The following is a 17,345-nucleotide window of genomic DNA, read 5'->3' on the forward strand; positions in this document are numbered from 1 at the left end:
AGCGTCGCCAGGGCGTAGCCATTATGCTTGGCTCCTAACGATTCCCTATTCCCCATTCCCGAATCCCGGCCTTATGCCCCGCATCCTGCTGGTCGACGACGAACCCGCGATCGCCGCCACCGTGCTCTACGCGCTGCGCGCCGAGGGCTTCGAGGCCGAGCACTGCCTGACCGGCGGCGAGGCCCTGCGCGAAGCCCGGCGCCAGGCCTACGACCTGGCGGTGCTGGACGTCGGCCTGCCCGACATCGGCGGCTTCGCCCTGTGCCGCGAATTGCGCCGCGAGCGCGATCTGCCGGTGATCTTCCTGACCGCGCACGACGCCGAGGCCGACCGCATCCTGGGCCTGGAGATCGGCGCCGACGACTACGTGACCAAGCCGTTCTCGCCGCGCGAACTGGTCGCGCGCGTGCGCGTGGTGCTGCGCCGCGGTCGCGCCCAGGCCGAAGCGCCGGCCGCGGCCGAGGGCGCGTTCCGCCACGATCCGGAAGGCAAGCGCATCCGCTATCGCGGCCAGCCGCTGGACCTGACCCGCTACGAATACGGCCTGCTGGCCGCGCTGCTGCAGCGGCCGGGCGCGGTGCTGTCGCGCGCCCAGCTGATGGACCGGGTCTGGGGCGACGCCCTGGACAGCGGCGACCGCACCGTCGACACCCACATCAAGACCCTGCGCGGCAAGCTGCGCGAGATCGACGGCGAGGCCGACCCGATCCGCACCCACCGCGGCCTGGGCTATTCGCTGGATGCGAACTGAGCCGCGCGCATGAAGATCGGGCTGCGCATCTTTCTGGGGTATTTCTGCATCGTCGCGCTGGCCGCGCTGCTGCTGACGCGGGTGTTCCTGGCCGAGGTCAAGCCCGGCGTGCGTCAGGCCATGGAAGACACCCTGGTCGATTCGGCCAACGTGCTGGCCGAGCTGGCCACCGACGACTTCATCGCCGGACGCATCAACGACGGCGCCTTCGCGCGCCGTGTGCGCGAGCTGCGCGGGCGCGATTTCGGCGCCGAGATCTGGGGCTTCGGCAAGCGCGCCACCAACTACCGCCTGTACGTCACCGACGCGCGCGGCATCGTGGTGTTCGACAGCAGCGGCCAGGACCTGGGCCGCGACTATTCGCGCTGGAACGACGTCTACCTGACCCTGCGCGGCCGCTACGGCGCACGCTCCACCCCGACCGACCCGGACGATCCCAATTCCACCGTGATGCACGTGGCCGCGCCGATCCGCGACTCCGCCGGCCGCATCATCGGTTCGCTGACCGTGGCCAAGCCCAACCGCACCATCGCGCCCTTCATCGAGCGCAGCCAGCGCGTGGTGCTGCGCTGGGGCGGGGTGCTGATGGGCACGGCGCTGCTGATCGGCCTGTTCGCGGCCTGGTGGCTGTCGCGCCAGCTCAACGGCCTGCGCCGCTACGCGCACGCGGTCAGCGCCGGCCGCCGCGCCGAGCTGCCGGCCTCGGTCGGCGAGTTCGGCGAACTCGGACGCGCGCTGGAGAGCATGCGCACCCAGTTGGAGGGCAAGCAGTACGTCGAGCAGTACGTGCACACCCTGACCCACGAGATGAAGAGCCCGCTGGCGGCGATCCGTGGCAGCGCCGAGCTGCTGGAGACGCGCCCCGGCGAGGCGCCGATGGCGGACGAGGACCGCGCGCGCTTCGCCGCCAGCATCCGCCGCCAGAGCGACCGGCTGGCGCAGATGATCGACAAGCTGCTGGCCCTGGCCGCGGTCGAGCACCGCCAGCGCCTGGACAATCCCGAGCCGGTGGACCTGGCCGAAATCGCGCGCGAGGCCGCCGAGCAGTGCGCGCCGCGCCTGGCCCAGGGCGGCTTGCGGCTGAGCCTGGACCTGGCCGAGGGCCTGCCGGCGCTGGACGGCGATCCCTTCCTGCTGCGCCAGGCCCTGGTCAACCTGATCGACAACGCCGCCGATTTTTCGCCCGCGCAGGGCGAGATCGCGCTGCGCCTGTACCGCGACGGCGTGGCCCAGCGCGTCGACATCGGCGACCGCGGCACCGGCGTGCCCGAGTACGCCCTGTCGCGCGTGTTCGAACGCTTCTATTCGCTGTCGCGCCCGGCCGGCGGCAGCCGCAGCAGCGGCCTGGGCCTGTGTTTCGTGGCCGAAGTCGCGGCCCTGCACGGCGGCCATGCGGCCCTGGCCAATCGCGAGGGCGGCGGCGCTTTGGCCAGCCTGGTGCTCAAGAGCGAGAGGTGAGCGCGGAGGAGCGAGTAGTGAGCGAAAGCTTCGGAGCGCTCTTACTCACTCCTCACTACTCTGCGCTCACTCTAGCCCCAAGCACTTCACCGACGCTTCACCAACCCCCCATCCTCCCCACCCAGGGCCTGCCCATCCTGCCGTCACCGCAACGACAGGAGAGGGGACATGCGACTTTGGTTGAAAATATTTCTGGTGCTGGGGATGACCCTGGCGATCCTGGTTCCGCTGTTGATGATCCGCGGCGTGATCACCGACCGTCAGGCTTACCGCACCCAGGCGGTCGCCTCGATCGCGCGCAGCTACGCCGGCCCCCAGGCCTTCGCCGGGCCGGTGCTGGTGGTGCCGTACACCGACACCTTCGAAGCCGAGGAGAAGGACGAGAAGGGCTTCGTGCGCAAGGTGCTGCGCGAGGAAAGCGGTCGTTGGACCTATTTCCCGACCACCCTGGACGTGCGCGGCCCGCTCAAGCCCAGCACGCGCCGCCTCGGCCTGCATGAGGTGCGGGTGTACGAGTGGCAGGCCCAGGCCAAGGCCGATTTCCGCGCCGAGGTGCCCAACGCGACCCTGCCGCTCGGCCATAGCCGCAAGATCGGCCAACCCTGGCTGAGCTACGGTTTCGCCGACGTACGCGGCCTGTTGTCCACCCCGACTCTGCGCATCGACGGCAAGCCGGTCGCGATCGAAGAGGGCATGGGCAGCCGCGACGGCGGCGGCGTGCACACCCGTCTGGCGGTGCCGCAGCCCGGTCAGAGCCTGGCCCTGAGCGCCCAGCTCGACTTCAACCTGGCCGGCACCGAATCGCTGGCGCTGGTGCCGCTGGGCAAGAGCAACCGCTTCGCGATCCAGTCCACCTGGCCGCATCCGCGCTTTGGCGGCAGCTTCCTGCCGCGAACCCCCGATATCGGCGCCCAGGGCTTCAACGCCGACTGGCAGGTGTCGTCGCTGGCCACCAGCGCGCAGCGCCAGTACCTGGAGGGCAAGACCGTGCCGGTGGTCAACGACGGCAACGCGCTGGCCAGCAGCGAGGGCGGCGACGGCATCGCCACCGGCGGCATCGACGCGGTCGCGGTCGCTCTGGTCGACCCGGTCAATGTCTATTCGCAGGCCGATCGCGCCAGCAAGTACGGCCTGCTGTTCGTGCTGCTGACCTTCGTCGGCTTCTTCATCTTCGAACTGATCAAGCAGCTGCCGATCCACCCGATCCAGTACGGCCTGGTCGGCCTGGCGCTGGCGATCTTCTTCCTGCTGCTGGTCAGCCTCAGCGAGCACATCGCCTTCGCCTGGGCCTATCTGGCCGCGAGCGTGGCCTGTATCGGCCTGCTCGGTTTCTACCTGAGCGCGGTGTTGCGCAGCGTCGGCCGCGGCCTGGGCTTCGCGGCCATGCTGGCGACCCTGTACGGCGCGCTCTACGGCCTGCTGGTGTCGGAGGACAACGCGCTGGTGATGGGCGCGGGCCTGCTGTTCCTGATCCTGGCCGCGGTGATGGTGATCACGCGCAAGGTCGACTGGTACCAGCTCGCCGGTACGCGCCCGCTGGTGCGCTGAAGCCGGCGCTGTCGCGGCCGCGGGCAGGACGCCCGCGGCCGCTCTTTTCTGGGGAGAGGTGCATGTGCGCGGATATCGGATCGCAACCGATGTTCGAACTCGCCGCCGGGTTGCGCTGGGCTTTGCCCGCCGTCGTGGCGGCGGCGACCGCCTGGCTTCCGCGGCCGCGGCGCATGCCGGCGCGCTGGCTCGTCGCCGTGCTGCTGGGCTGGTCGGTCGATATGGCGTTCACCGACGAGGTGCTCGATCCGGTCGCTCGGGCCGAATCGTTCGGCGACGAGGAGGCGCACATGCGCTACGCGCCCAGTACCCTCGCGCTCAGCTTGTCGTACGGGTGGCTGCTGCCGATGCTGGCCGCGACCGCGGCGCTGGGCGCCGCCTGGATACTGCGCCGGGCGCGCCGCACTTGGCTGCGACGCCGTCGTCCGCGTTGAGCGCCGGCCGCCGATCGGGCCGCTGCTGCGCCGGTCGGCTATCGGCATCCGCGCCGCCGGCTTGGCCTAAACTGCATGCCATGAACGCGTCTCCGATCGAAGTGCGCCGTTACGTGGGCGAGGCGATCGCCCCCTATCTGGACGATCTCGCGCGCCTGCGCATCGCGGTGTTCCGCGAGTGGCCGTATCTGTACGACGGCGATAGCCACTACGAAGCGCAGTACCTGCAGACCTATCTGCGCTCCTGGCGCAGCATCGCGGTGCTGGCCTTCGACGGCGATCAGGTGGTCGGCGCCTCCACCGGCCTGCCGCTGGGCGACGAGTCCGACGCCTTCCTGGCGCCGTTCGCCGACAGCGACTTCGATCCGGCGCGGGTGTTCTATTGCGGCGAGTCGGTGCTGCTGTCGGCCTACCGCGGTCGCGGCCTGGGCCATCGCTTCTTCGACGAACGCGAAGCGCATGCGCGCTCGCTGGGCGATTTCGACTGGACCGCCTTCTGCGCGGTCGAGCGCGACAGCGACGACCGGCGCCGGCCGCCGTTCCAGCGCGGCAACGAGGCGTTCTGGGGCAAGCGCGGCTACCGCGCGCATCCGCAGCTGCGCGCGAGCCTGCCCTGGCGCGAGGTCGGCCGCGGTGAAGTCGCGCACACGCTGGCTTATTGGCTGCGCCCGCTGGAGCGGCAGCGTTGAAGGTCGCGGTCGCCAAATACCGCATCGATGCGCCGCGCAGCTTCGCCGAATTCGCCGACAAACAGGCGCGCTGGCTGGGCGAAGCCAAGCGCGCCGGCGCCGAGCTGGCGGTGCTGCCCGAGTACCTGGCGCTGGAACTGGGCGCCAGCTTCGGCGCCGCGACCCAAGGCGATCTGCATGCCTCGCTGGTCGCGATCCAGACCTACCACGGCGCCTGGCTGGAACTGTACGGCCTGCTCGCGCGCGAGCTGCGCATGCACGTGGTCGCCGGCAGCTTCCTGCTCGACAACGGCCGCGGACGCTACCGCAACCGCAGCTACGCCTTCGCCCCCGACGGCGGCGTGCTGTGGCAGGACAAACTGCAGCTGACCGGCTTCGAAAAGCGCGCGGCGGTGATCGAGGCCGGCGACGCCTTGCGCGTGTTTGCCATGGGCGAGCTGCGCGCGGGGATCGCGGTCTGCTACGACATCGAGTTCCCCTTGCCGGTGCGCGCGCAGTGCGAGGCGGGCGCGCGTCTGCTGATCGCGCCCAGTTGCACCGACACCGACGCCGGCGCCACCCGCGTGCGCGTGGGCTGCCTGGCGCGCGCGCTGGAGAACCGCTGCTTCGTCGCCCAGGCGGTGACCGCGGGCGACGCGGCCTGGAGCCCGGCACTGGATATCAACACCGGCGAGGCGGCGATCTACGCGCCGATGGACGTGGGGCTGCCGGCGGACGGCATCGTCGCGGTCACGCGCGGCGATCAGGCCTGGGCGGTGGCGGAGCTGGATTTCGTCGCGCTGGAAGCCAGCCGCGCGCAGGCGCAGGTGGCGAACGACCGCGATTGGACAGGGCAGGGCGCGCCGGCGATCGAGCGCGCGGCGCTCGGGCCCTGGGGCAAGCCCTAGCTTCCTGCATGGCCTGATCGCCCTACTTCCGCAAGCGGGCGCGGGCTCCATCAGTAGGGTGCGGTGAGCGCAGCGAACCGCACCGTCGCGTAGCCGCAGGACTCAGGACTCAAGCGAACAGCGACACCCCGGGCACCAGCCACAGCGACAAGCCCGCCAGGGCGCTGCCGATCGCGGTCGCGGCCAGCACGTCGCTGGGGTAATGCAGGCCCAGCACCACCCGCGACAGCGCGACGCTGGCGGTGAACGGCACCAGCAGCCAGGCCAGCACCGGGTAATGCGCCATCGCCACCAGGCTGAAGGCGACCGCGTGCAGGGTATGCCCGGACGGGAAGCTGAACTCGTCCAGCGGCGCGACCCAGGCGTGGATGCGCGCGTCGGACGCGAACGGGCGCGGCCGCCGGGTCCAGCGCTTGAGCAGCTTGTACAGGGTCAGCGCGATCGCGCCGGTCGCGGCCAGGTGCGCCGAGGCCAGCAGGCCGGCGTAGCCGTCCACCACCACCAGGGTGCCCATCAGCAGATACCAGAACACCCCGTCGCCGAGGCGGCTGATCGCGGCGAAGTAGGCGCGCGAGCCGCTGCGCTCGCAAACCCGGTTGGCGCGCAGACACCAGCCCGAATCGCCGGCGTTGAAACGTTTGCGCAACGGCATGCGGTTCATACGACCTCCCGTTCGTCTTGCACAGCCAGGGTTTCGCCGTGCCGCGGCGGGCGGCGCGGTGCGGTTTCGGCCAGCCCGGTCAGCACGGCGTCGAAGTCGGCCGCGACTTGCTCGGGGCGCAGGCCGGCGATCGCGGCGCGGCCGGCGCGCGACATCGCCGCGCGCAGCGCGTCGTCGGCGCCGATGCGGACCGCGGCGGCGACGAAGCCGGCGTCGTCGGTGTCGGCGATCGCGGCGCCGTGTTCGCCGTCGCGCAGGTGCTCGTGGGCGGCGCCGTAGTCGAAGGCGACCGTGGGCACGCCGCTGGCCATGGCTTCCAGCGTCACGTTGCCGAAGGTCTCGCTGCGGCTGGGGAACAGGAACAGATCGCCGCTGGCGAAATGCTCGGCCAGGGCCGCGCCGCGCCGCACGCCGCAGAACACGAAGTCCGGATGCTCGCGCTCCAGCTTGGCGCGCGCCGGGCCGTCGCCGACCCAGACGAAGCGCGCCTGCGGGCGCTGCCGCTGCAAGGCGCGGAACGCGCGCACGGCCAGGTCGAGATTCTTTTCCGGGGCGATCCGGCCGACGTAGATCGCGGCCAGGCCACCGTCGGGGATGCCCCAGGCCTGGCGCAGCGCATCGCTGCGCCGGCCCGGATCGAATAGCGCGGTGTCGACCGCGCGCGGCAGGCGCACCACGTCCTGGAAGCCCTGCGCGCGCAGGAACTCGGCCAGCTCGCGGGTCGGCACCAGGGTGGCGTCGGCGTCGTTGTGGAAGCGACGCATCCAACGCAGCGCGGCGCCGACCAGGAAGGGCAGACCGTAGTCGCGCATGTATTCGTCGAAGCGGGTGTGGAAGCCGGTCGCGACCGGCACGCCCAGGCGCCGCGCCGCGCGCACGGCCGACCAGCCCAGCGGGCCCTCGGTGGCGACGTAGATCGCGTCCGGCGCCTGCGCGCGCCAGCGCTCGGTCAGCAGGCGCGTGGCCGGCAGGCCCACGCGCAGGCCCGGGTAGCGCGGCAAGGGCAGGCTGCGCACCAGCAGTTCGTGGGCGGCGCTGGTTTTTTCGTGCAGCTGGCGCGGGCGCACCAGGGCGACCTCGTGGCCGCGCGCGCGCAGACCCTGCTCCAGACCCTGCACGGTCAGAGCCACGCCGTTGATCTCCGGCGGGTAGGTCTCGGTGACGATCGCGTAGCGCATGCGCGGCTCCCGGTTTGGGCAAGCCTGTTCGCAAGTCGTTAAGCGGCCATGTCAGGGCCATGACCGCGCCATGACGCGCGACGGCCGGCCTTGCGACGAAACCCCGGATACGGCGACGAACCGCGTTGACAGCGAGAGCGTTTTGAACTGTACTAGTAACAACAGTACAGTTAGTACAGTCCAGGAACGCCCGATGGCCCGTACCCGCCCCCTGATGATCCAGATCGCGACCGGCGATCCGCGCCCGATCGGCAAGCAGATCGCCGATGCGGTGCGCATGAAGATCGCCACCGCCGAGCTTTCGCCCGGCGATCAGCTGCCCAGCGTGCGCGGCTTGGCCCAACAGCTGACGATCAATCCGAACACGGTCGCCAAGGTCTACGCCGAACTCGCGGCCGAAGGCTGGCTGGAGGCGCGCCAGGGCCTGGGCCTGTACGTGGCGCCGGTGCGGCAACGCCTGAGCGAGTCCGAGCGCGAACGCCGCCTCGAGGACGCCGTGCAGCGTTTCATGCAGGACGTGATCGCGCTGGGCTACGCCCCGGAGGAGCTGCAGGCGCGCCTGCAGCGCGAGTTTCTGGCGCTGGTGCCGCGCAAGACCGCATGACCCCTGACGTTCGCCTCCGAGCCTAGGCCCGCCGCCATGTCCGATACCGACGATTACGTGATCCAGACCCGTGCGTTGAGCAAGCGCTACGGCCGCAAGCTGGCTTTGGATCGCCTCGACCTGAGCATTCCGCGCGGCCGCATCCACGCCATCGTCGGCGCCAACGGCGCCGGAAAATCGACCCTGTTCCGGATCCTGCTCGGCTTCCTGCCGCCCAGCGCGGGCACGGCCAGCATCCTCGGCCGCGACAGCCAGCGGCTCATGCCCGGCGATCGCGAGCGCATCGGCTTCGTCAACGAGGAACACACCCTGCCGGGCTGGATGCGGGTCGCGGCGGTGGTGGACATGCACCGCCGCCAGTACCGGCGCTGGAACGAGGCCGCGTTCCGCGGCGTGCTCGACCACTACCACGTACTGCCCGAACAGAAGGTCGGCCAGCTCTCGCGCGGCGAGCGCGCCGGCCTGAACCTGGCGATCGCGTTGGCGCAGGGCCCGGAGTTGCTGGTGCTGGACGAGCCCACCCTGGGCCTGGACGTGGTCGCCAAGCGCGCCTTCCTGGAATCGCTGATGTACAGCAACGCCAGCGATCGCTGCACGGTGGTGTATTGCTCGCACCAGATGGAGGAGATCGAGCGCGTCGCCGACAACCTCATCATCCTCGAGCGCGGCCAGCTCAGGAACATGTCGGCGCCGGAAGACTTCTGCGCGCGCGTGCGCCACTGGGTCGCCGATATTCCGTTCAAGGGGCCCGATCCCAGGACCGTGCCCGGCCTGCTGGAGGTACAGCGCCTGGACGGCCTGCACCACTACCTGGTGCTGGACCAGGACGAGGACTTCGCCGATTTCCTGCGCGCCAGCGGCGCGCGCTCGATGCAAAGCATGCCGGTGAGCCTGGACCGCGCGGTCAACGGCTTCCTGGCCAAGAACCACGCCGCACCGCTCGCCGCCGCCGGCGCCGCGGGCTGACGCAGCTCGCTTCATTGGGGAAACGCCATGTGGGATTTGTTCAAGGCCGAACTGCTGCGCTTCCGCGCCTGGGCCATCGCGTACGCAACCGTGCAACTGATCGTGCTGGGTTTCATGGGCCGGGTCGTCGACCTGGCGCAGCAGCCCTATCAGGTCTACCAGGCGCTCGGCGCCTTCTACGCGCTCAGCGGCCTGCTGCTGGGCCTGTACCAGCTGGGCGGCTATCGGCGGCCGAACGCCTGGCTCAACCTGCTGCACCGGCCGCTGCCGCACTGGCGCGTCGCGCTCGGCCTGTGCGGCGCCGGCGCGTTCCTGCTGGCGATCGCGGTGCTGCTGCCGCTGCTGGCGGCAGCGGCCTGGCAGGAATTCATGACCGCGCGCGTGCTCGACGCGCGCCATCTGTGGTTGGCCGTCTCGGGCCTGCTGCTGGCCTGGTGCGGCTATCTGGCCGGCGGCTACGCGATGCTGGCCGACAAGCGCTACGGCTGGTCGGCGCTGGTGCTGCTGTTGGGGCTGTTGCTGGCGCGGGCCACCGGCCTGGGCGCGATCGCGCTGCAGCTGTGCGCGATCGCGCTGCTGGCGGCGATGCTGTTGATCGCGTTCAAGCCCGATCTGAGCGCGCCGCCGCGCGATGTCGCCGCCACCGTGCTCACCGCGATCCCGCTGCAGTTCGCGATGTGGTTCGCGCTGGTGATGCTGGGCTTCGGGGTCGAGTTCGCCTGGATCGCGCAGGGTTCGCACCCCAACAACATGGCGGTGGCGCCGCCCGGCGGCGAGAAGGAGGCCGAGTTCTCCGAAGGCAGGGATCTGCTGCTCATGGGCCTGGCCGGCAGCCGCGATCCGCAGGCCGCGCTGTGGCGCGAGCAAGCCCGGATCTCGGAGATCTTCGGCACCGGTCCGGGCCTGCGCGGCCTGCCGCAACGCCACCAACTGAGCAACCGCGCGCCGATGGAGTTCGACGACGAGACACGGCGCGTGCGCTGGGTGTTCAGCCACGACAGCATGCGCTTTGAAGGCTACAGCTTGGTCGACAAGCGCGCGGTCGGCCGCCTCGGCGCCGACGGCGAGGCCGCCTTCCCCGAACCGGTGCAGCCCGGCCCCGAGGGGCTGCTGTTTTCGCGCGGCGCGGTCTATCAGTACGACAGCGACGAGCGCCGCGTGCTGCCGCGCGCGCGCCTGCCGCGCGGCGAGGTCCTGACCGGGATCGACAAGGCCGGCGACAGCGCGCTGCTGCTCAGCGATCGCGCCCTGTACTTCTACGACCTGCGCGCACTCGATAACGACGACGGCGTGCTGAGCCCGCGCCAACGCGTGGCGGTACCCGGCCTCAGCGGCGACCTGGTGCGCATCGACCTGATGGAGTTGTTGGACGGCTACCTGATCTCGTTCCTGTTCACTTACGCCTCGCACAACGCCGAAGGCGCCTTGCCCTATCAGGTCTTGTCGCGCGTGGACGACGCCGGCCGGACCACGGCGGTGGCGCGACGCGATTTGCGCACCGATTACCCGGTCGCCTGGCGCTATCAGAACTGGTACACGTCGCCGCTGCTGTACCGCGCGCAGCGCGCGGTGCTGCGGTGGCAGTCGGGTTATTTGCCCGGGCAGGAAATGGCGACGCCGTCGGTACCGCGCGTGGCGCGGATGATCGCTGGCGCGCTGTTGCTGCTGTCGGTGTTCGGCGCGCTGTGGCGCCTGTCGCGTACCGCGCTTTCGTTCCCGGCGCGGTGCATCTGGGTCGCGGCCTGCGCGGCGATCGGGCTGCCGGCGCTGATGAGCCTGTGGCTGATGTACCGGCCGCGCGAAACGCTGGACGAACTGCCATCGGCGCAAGCGGCGATGGCCTAGCCCTTCGCGCCGGCGCCTTCGCCGATTCCATCGTCGCCCCGCGTTGGCGGGGCCTGCAGGAGTAAATCCATGCATCCTGGTTCGATCGCTCCGGCGACGCGGGCGCGTTCGCGCGCACTTGACGTGGCCGCTGGCCGCCGCACGCGCTGGCGTGCCGGCTTGCGCGATTCCCTGGTCGCTTTGCTGCTGTGCCTGTGCGCGCGCGCGCATGCCGACGAGGCCTCGGCGCTGCGCGCGGCGGTCGCCGCCGAACGCGCGCGCGCCCCGACGCCGGCTTATGCGCGCGCGGATTTCCTGGCGCGGCCCGCTCTGCTCGGCGCCTGGCTGTCGCCGGACGGCCGCAAGGTCGCCTACCTGCTGCAGGGCGAACGCAATCGCGGCGTCTGGCTGCTGCCGACCGCGGGCGGCGCGCCGCGACGGCTGCTAGCGCACACCGAAGCCGCCGAACTGAGTTGGTCGCGCGACGGCCGCTGGCTGTTCCTGCAGTCTCCGCAACAGTTGTACGCGCTGGCCGCGGCGGGACAGGCCGGCTCGGGCGCGATCGCCAAGCTGGGCGGGCGTTGGCCGCGCAGTTTCGAAACGGCCGATCCGGTCCGGCCGGCCGCGGCGATCGTGCTGGAAAGCCCGCCCAGGGTGTCGCGTCTGGCGCGGCGCTGGCGGCTGTACCGCATCGACCTGCAGGGCCGTCAGACCCTGCTGCACGAGTCGGCCCGGGAGATCGTCGACAGCGCCTTCGACGCCGACGGGAGGCTGAGCCATCTGACCCTGGTCGAAGGCGAGGGCTACACGATCTACCGCAAGGACGGCACGCACCTGCGCGTGGCGATGCGCTGCACGCGCCTGCAGCGATGTTCGCCACTGGCCAGCGATGCCGGCGGCCTGTGGTTGAGCACCGACGTGGGGCACGGCCATCTGCGCCTGGCGCGTTTGGACGGCGACGGCGTCCTGCGCACCGTGCATGCCGATCCGCGCGCGCAGGCCGATCTGGATCAGGTCGTGCTGGAGCCCCTGAGCCGGCAGCCGCTGATCGCCGCCTATCGCAGCACCGTGGCGGCCAACTACGGCCTCACGCCGCAGGCGCAGCGTGCGGTCGCGGCGATCGAAGGCCGCTATCGCGGGCGCAATCTGCGCATCGAAGTCGGCAGCGGCGCGGACGCGCGCTGGCTGGTGCACGAGCGCGCCGGCTCGCAGAAGGGCGAGCGCCTGCATCTGTACGACCCCGCCGGCGGCGGCTTCCGCGAGATCCTCGCCGATGCCGGCTTCCGCCACGGCCGCAGCGCGCTGGCGCGGATTCCGGAGTCGGCGCTGGCGCGCAAGATCGCCTTCGTCTATCGCGCCTCCGACGGCATGCGCCTGCATGGCTTCGTGTCGGTGCCGCCGGGCGTGGACGCTGCACGCGCGCCGCTGGTGGCCAATGTGCACGGCGGCCCCTTCAATCTGACTCGCCCGGAATTCAGCGCACAGACCCAACTGCTGGCCAATCGCGGTTATGCGGTGTTCGAGCCCAACTTCCGCGGCTCCACCGGCCACGGCCGCGATTACATGAGCGCCGGGCGCGGCGATTTCGGCAACGGCCGCGTGCAGCAGGACATCGTCGAGGGCGTGCGCTATCTGCTCGCCCAGGGCATCGGCGATGGCGAGCGCGTCGGCATCGTCGGCGCCTCCTTCGGCGGCTATTCGGCCTTGCAGGGCGTGACCTTCCAGCCGGAGCTGTTCAAGGTCGCGGTGGCGGCGGTGCCGCCGGCGGATTTCGGTTGGGTACTGCGCTCGTATGCGCGCAGCCAGGACCAGCTCGCGCGCGGGATTCCGCTGTCGGCGACGATGCGCCAACTGGCGCTGGACCCGGCCGATCCCGCGATCGCCGAGCGTCTGCGCGCGCAATCGCCGGTCGCCAACGCGCAGCGCCTGCGCCGGCCTGTGCTGCTTTTGGCCGGTGGCGACGACGAGCGCGTGCCGATTCGCAGCGTGCTGCACTACGCTGCTACCCTGCGCGCCCTGGACAAGGACGTGAGCCTGTTCGTGGACGCGCAGGGCGGCCACCAGCTGGTCGATCCGCGCACGCGCGAAGCCTATCTGTTCCTGCTCGAGAGCCTGCTGCACCGCCGTTTGGGCGGCGCCGCGCCGCGCCCGCCGGATGCCGAGCTGCGCGCGCACCTGCGCCGGAACCTGCGCCTGGCCGGCCGCGACCTGGCCGGGCTGCGCGCGCCGCCGGGCGCGTCAACCGCCGCCGCCGGCGCGCGTTGACGCCAGGTCGCCGATTTTTCGAACCGACGCGCGATCGTCTTGGTTCGTCCCCCAAACCCCGGCGCAAGCCGGGGTTTTTTTCGTGCGCGCCGCGGCGCGCCTGTAAACGATTACTTGCAATCGATGGCACAGTTCGAGCCTGCGCCAGGCCGCAAATCGCGGCTTCCTTAACAACTCACTCCCTACAATCGCGCCCAGACGTAATCGATGGGAGCGCGCATGCGCCGAAGAGAAGTGATCCTGGCCGGATTGTCGTGGCCCTTGCTGGGCCTGTGGGGCGCGGATGCGCGCGCGGCCAAGACCGCGGCGACGCCCGCGTCCGCCGCGTTCGGCGAGGACACCGTGCCGGCGCTCGCGCGCGCCCTGGCCGCGCAGGCCTTCAAGCCGCAGTCCAAGCAGTTGCCCGCCTCGCTGGAGAAGATCGGTTACGACCAGTACCGCGGCATCCGCTACAACCCCGACCAGGCGCTGTGGCGCGGCCTCGGCCTGCCGTTCCAGGCCCAGTTCTTCCATCGCGGCTTCTTTTTCCGCGACCGCGTCGACGTATACGAGGTCAGCGACGGCCGCGCCCAGGCGGTGACCTACCGGCCTTCGCAGTTCCGCTTCGAGGGCGTGAGCGCGCCCAGCGAGAACGATCTGGGCTACGCCGGTTTCCGCCTGCACGCGCCGCTCAACCGGCCCGAGTATTTCGACGAGGTCTGCGCCTTTCTCGGCGCGAGTTATTTCCGCGCGGTCGCCAAGGGCCAGGCCTATGGGCTGTCCGCGCGCGGCCTGGCGATCAAGACCGCCGACCCGGCCGGCGAGGAATTTCCGGTGTTCCGCGCGTTCTGGCTGGAGCGGCCCGCGCGCGATGCGCGCGGCGCGATCGTGCATGCGCTGATGGACAGCCCGAGCGCGGCGGCGGCGTTCCGCTTCGCGATCGTGCCGGGCGCGGAAACCGTGTTCGACGTGAGCATGCGCCTGTATCCGCGCGTGAGCCTGGACCGCGCCGGCATCGCGCCGCTGACCAGCATGTACCAGTTCGACGCCAACGACCGCAACGGCATCGACGACTACCGCCCGGCCGTGCACGACTCCGACGGCCTGGCCCTGATCAACGGCCGCGGCGAGCAGATCTGGCGCCCGCTGCACAATCCCTCGGTGCTGCAGGAAAGCGCGTTCGAGGACCGCGCGCCGCGCGGCTTCGGCCTGATGCAGCGCAAGCGCGAGTTCGCCGACTACGCCGACAGCGAGGCCCACTACGAGCGCAGGCCCAGCCTGTGGGTGGAGCCGGTCGGCGACTGGGGCGAGGGCAGCGTGCGCCTGATCGAGATCCCGACCGCCGACGAATTCCACGACAACATCGTCGCCTACTGGCGTCCGGCGCAGGCGCTGGCGGCCGGGCGCGAACACCGTTTCGACTACCGCCTGCACTGGTGCGACCGCCACGAATGGCTGCCGCAGCTGGCCACGGTCGCGGGCACGCGCATCGGCGCCGGCGGCAAGGGCGCGCGGCGGGTGGTGATCGACCTGGCCGGCGGCGCGCTCGCGCGCTTGCCGGCCGGCAGCGAACCGCGCGCGGTGGTCTCGGCCTCCAAGGGCAAGGTCGCCAACGTGGTCGCGCATGCGATGCCCGCGCCGGGCAGCTGGCGCGTGGCGTTCGAGCTCGAGCCCGGGCAGGAACGCAGCGTCGAATTGCGCATGCGCCTGGAAGACGCGCGCGGCCCCCTGTCCGAAATCTGGCTCTATCGTTGGACCGCATGAGCACGGCGGACATGAACGCGACCGCCGTCGACGTCGCGACGATCCTGCCGCCCGAGACGCCGCTGGAGATGCCGATCCAGTCGCTGGGCGAGGGCGCGCTGGCCAATCCGCGCCTGCCCACCGAGCCGCGCGGCATGGCCTGGCGGCGCGGCTACATCCTCGGCGGATCGGCGCTGATGACCTTCGTAGCGGCCTACCAGATCTGGTGGGTGCTGCGCGGCAACGGCATCAACGTGCTCGAGGCGCTGTTGCTGATGCTGTTCGTGGCGCTGTTCGCCTGGATCGCGCTGGCCTTCTTCAGCGCCCTGGCCGGTTTCGTCCAGATCGTCTCGCGCCGGCGCGCGCGCCTGGGTCTGGGCGAGGCCGGGCCGCTGCCGGAACCCGGCGTGCGCACCGCCTTGCTGATGCCGACCTACAACGAGGATCCGCAGCGGCTGATGGCCGGCCTGCAGGCGATCTACGAATCGGTGGCCGCGACCGGGCAGCTCGAACGGTTCGATTTCTTCGTGCTCAGCGACACCACCCGCGAACCGATCGCGCAGGCCGAACGCGAGGCCTTCGCGGCCCTGCGCGAGCGCACCGGCGGGCACCAGCGCCTGTTCTACCGCCGCCGCGACGACAACGCCGAGCGCAAGGCCGGCAACATCGCCGAATGGGTACGGCGTTTCGGCGGCGCCTATCCGCAGATGCTGATCCTGGACGCCGACAGCCTGATGACCGGCGAGGTGATCGTGCGCCTGGCCGCGGCCATGCAGCGCCATGCCGACGTGGCCCTGATCCAGACCCTGCCGATGATCGTCAACGGCAACACCCTGTTCGCGCGCATGCAGCAGTTCGCCGGGCGCGTGTACGGTCCGGTGATCGCCCACGGCGTGGCCTGGTGGCACGGCGCCGAGAGCAACTACTGGGGCCACAACGCGATCATCCGCACCGCCGCCTTCGCCGCCCACGCGGGCCTGCCCGAGTTGCGCGGCTATCGCCCCTTCGGCGGCACCGTGCTCAGCCACGACTTCGTCGAGGCCGCCTTGCTGCGGCGCGGCGGCTGGGCGCTGCACATGGTGCCGGGGCTGGCCGGCAGCTACGAAGAGGGACCGCCCTCGCTGACCGACATGCTGGTGCGCGACCGCCGCTGGTGCCAGGGCAACCTGCAGCACTCGGCGGTGCTGCCGGCGCGCGGCCTGCACTGGGTCAGCCGCTGGCATCTGCTGATCGGCATCGGCCATTACTTCACCGCGCCGATGTGGGCGATGCTGATGCTGATCGGCCTGGCGATTCCGCTGGAGCGCGCCGGCTTCGTCTGGAGCCAGATCTCGCTGCCGGGCTTCTCGCCGACCCAGTACTGGCGCGAGCAGGACCCGGAGCGTTTCACCTGGGTGTTCGTGGCGACCATGGCCGTGCTGCTGGCGCCCAAGCTGATGGGCTACGTGGCCTCGATGACGGACGCGGCGACCCGGCGCGGTTGCGGCGGCGTCCTGCGCGCCGCGCTGAGCATGCTGCTGGAAACCCTGCTGGCCGCGCTGATGGCGCCGGTGACCATGTACGTGCAGTCGCGCGGCATCGCCGAGGTGCTGGCGGGCAAGGATTCGGGCTGGGAATCGCAGCGTCGCGACGACGGCACCCTGCCGCTGTCGGGGCTGGTGCGCAGCTACGGCGGGGCGACCCTGCTGGGCGTGCTGGCGCTGGGCATGTCCTACGCGGTGTCGCCGTCGCTGACGGCGTGGATGTCGCCGGTGATCGCCGGCCTGCTGCTGGCGATGCCGATCGTGGCCCTGACCTCGGCGCGCGCGCCGGGGCGCTGGCTGCGCCGGGTCGGCATTTTCCGCACGCCCGAGGAAATCGCCCCGCCGCAGGTGCTGCGGCGCGCGGCGGAACTGCGACGCGGGCCGCGGACGCCGCCGTGAAGCGGCATCGCGCCAAGCGCGCTCAGCGGCAGTCGGCGCCGCCGCCCTTGAGGGTGATGCGCTCGTAACCGCTGGCCTTGAGCGTGCGCAGGGCGAAGGCGATGTAGCGGTAGTCGATATCGGCCTTGCAGCCCTGCAGGATCACCTCGGTGGTCGCGGCCGGGCCCAGCTCGCGGACCGCCAGCGGCAGTTCCAGCGGACCTTGCGGGCTGTACACGCGGCCGTCGTCGAGCAGGTACAGCGTGCGGCTGGCGTTCGCGCCGTCCGCGGCGGGCGCGGTGGTCTTGGGCAGATCGGCATCGACGGCGGCGCCGGTTTTCTGTTGCGCGTCGCAGGCCCCCAGCGCGGAAGCGGCGGACAGCAGCGTGCCCCAGGCCAGGGCGGAACGGAGGCGGGAAGGCGGCATGGGCGGATCCGGGTCGCAGACGCCGGCATG

The 17,345-nt window shown here is 71.2% G+C and carries 15 protein-coding genes; 12 read left to right on the forward strand and 3 right to left on the reverse strand.

Annotated elements, in window-relative coordinates; genetic code table 11:
• Positions 1-73 precede the first annotated feature (73 nt).
• From creB to V1318_RS15915, 6 genes are all read left to right on the forward strand, one after another.
• On the forward strand, positions 74-751 hold the full coding sequence (gene creB / locus V1318_RS15890; protein WP_332940702.1) for a two-component system response regulator CreB: 678 nt from the start codon (positions 74-76) through the stop codon (positions 749-751).
• A gap of 9 nt (positions 752-760) precedes the next feature.
• A complete protein-coding gene (creC, locus tag V1318_RS15895) occupies positions 761-2,209 on the forward strand; it encodes a two-component system sensor histidine kinase CreC (RefSeq protein ID WP_332940703.1) in 1,449 nt (482 codons plus the stop codon).
• 168 nt (positions 2,210-2,377) lie between these two features.
• A complete protein-coding gene (gene creD / locus V1318_RS15900; protein ID WP_332940704.1) occupies positions 2,378-3,757 on the forward strand; it encodes a cell envelope integrity protein CreD in 1,380 nt (459 codons plus the stop codon).
• A gap of 89 nt (positions 3,758-3,846) precedes the next feature.
• The gene (locus tag V1318_RS15905) at positions 3,847-4,191 is read left to right on the forward strand and encodes a hypothetical protein (RefSeq protein WP_332940705.1); all 345 of its coding nucleotides are present in this window, start codon (positions 3,847-3,849) and stop codon (positions 4,189-4,191) included.
• 80 nt (positions 4,192-4,271) lie between these two features.
• The gene (locus tag V1318_RS15910; RefSeq protein ID WP_332940706.1) at positions 4,272-4,880 is read left to right on the forward strand and encodes a GNAT family N-acetyltransferase; all 609 of its coding nucleotides are present in this window, start codon (positions 4,272-4,274) and stop codon (positions 4,878-4,880) included.
• On the forward strand, positions 4,877-5,767 hold the full coding sequence (locus tag V1318_RS15915; RefSeq protein ID WP_332940707.1) for a carbon-nitrogen hydrolase family protein: 891 nt from the start codon (positions 4,877-4,879) through the stop codon (positions 5,765-5,767). Before V1318_RS15910 ends, V1318_RS15915 begins: the two co-directional genes overlap by 4 nt.
• 109 nt (positions 5,768-5,876) lie before the next feature.
• On the opposite strand, the gene V1318_RS15920 is transcribed toward V1318_RS15915, so the two are convergent.
• Together V1318_RS15920 and V1318_RS15925 are read right to left on the reverse strand one after the other, a co-directional pair.
• The gene (locus tag V1318_RS15920; protein WP_332940774.1) at positions 5,877-6,419 is read right to left on the reverse strand and encodes a phosphatase PAP2 family protein; all 543 of its coding nucleotides are present in this window, start codon (positions 6,417-6,419) and stop codon (positions 5,877-5,879) included.
• 5 nt (positions 6,420-6,424) lie between these two features.
• The gene (locus tag V1318_RS15925; RefSeq protein ID WP_332940708.1) at positions 6,425-7,606 is read right to left on the reverse strand and encodes a glycosyltransferase family 1 protein; all 1,182 of its coding nucleotides are present in this window, start codon (positions 7,604-7,606) and stop codon (positions 6,425-6,427) included.
• A 193-nt stretch (positions 7,607-7,799) separates the two neighbouring features.
• Between V1318_RS15925 and V1318_RS15930 the strand changes: the two genes are divergently transcribed.
• The 6 genes from V1318_RS15930 (at position 7,800) to mdoH (ending at position 16,909) form a co-directional block, all read left to right on the forward strand.
• Positions 7,800-8,210 (forward strand): GntR family transcriptional regulator, encoded by a 411-nt coding sequence (locus tag V1318_RS15930; protein WP_332940709.1) that lies wholly within the window; start codon positions 7,800-7,802, stop codon positions 8,208-8,210.
• A 36-nt stretch (positions 8,211-8,246) separates the two neighbouring features.
• Positions 8,247-9,176, forward strand: coding sequence for an ABC transporter ATP-binding protein (locus V1318_RS15935; RefSeq protein WP_332940710.1), 930 nt, complete (start codon positions 8,247-8,249; stop codon positions 9,174-9,176).
• Positions 9,177-9,203: 27 nt separating this feature from the next.
• A complete protein-coding gene (locus tag V1318_RS15940) occupies positions 9,204-11,021 on the forward strand; it encodes a hypothetical protein (protein ID WP_332940711.1) in 1,818 nt (605 codons plus the stop codon).
• 159 nt (positions 11,022-11,180) lie between these two features.
• On the forward strand, positions 11,181-13,265 hold the full coding sequence (locus tag V1318_RS15945) for a prolyl oligopeptidase family serine peptidase (RefSeq protein ID WP_332940712.1): 2,085 nt from the start codon (positions 11,181-11,183) through the stop codon (positions 13,263-13,265).
• A 219-nt stretch (positions 13,266-13,484) separates the two neighbouring features.
• Entirely contained in the window at positions 13,485-15,008 is a 1,524-nt protein-coding gene (locus V1318_RS15950; RefSeq protein WP_332940713.1) for a glucan biosynthesis protein, read from the forward strand.
• A gap of 11 nt (positions 15,009-15,019) precedes the next feature.
• Positions 15,020-16,909 (forward strand): glucans biosynthesis glucosyltransferase MdoH, encoded by a 1,890-nt coding sequence (gene mdoH, locus V1318_RS15955; RefSeq protein ID WP_332940714.1) that lies wholly within the window; start codon positions 15,020-15,022, stop codon positions 16,907-16,909.
• Positions 16,910-16,931: 22 nt separating this feature from the next.
• Here mdoH and V1318_RS15960 read toward each other — a convergent pair whose 3' ends face one another.
• Positions 16,932-17,315, reverse strand: a complete 384-nt coding sequence (locus tag V1318_RS15960) for a hypothetical protein (protein ID WP_332940715.1) — start codon at positions 17,313-17,315, stop codon at positions 16,932-16,934.
• Positions 17,316-17,345 lie beyond the last annotated feature (30 nt).

It is taken from the genome of Lysobacter sp. CCNWLW3 (assembly GCF_036697405.1).
Classification (GTDB): Bacteria; Pseudomonadota; Gammaproteobacteria; order Xanthomonadales; family Xanthomonadaceae; genus Lysobacter.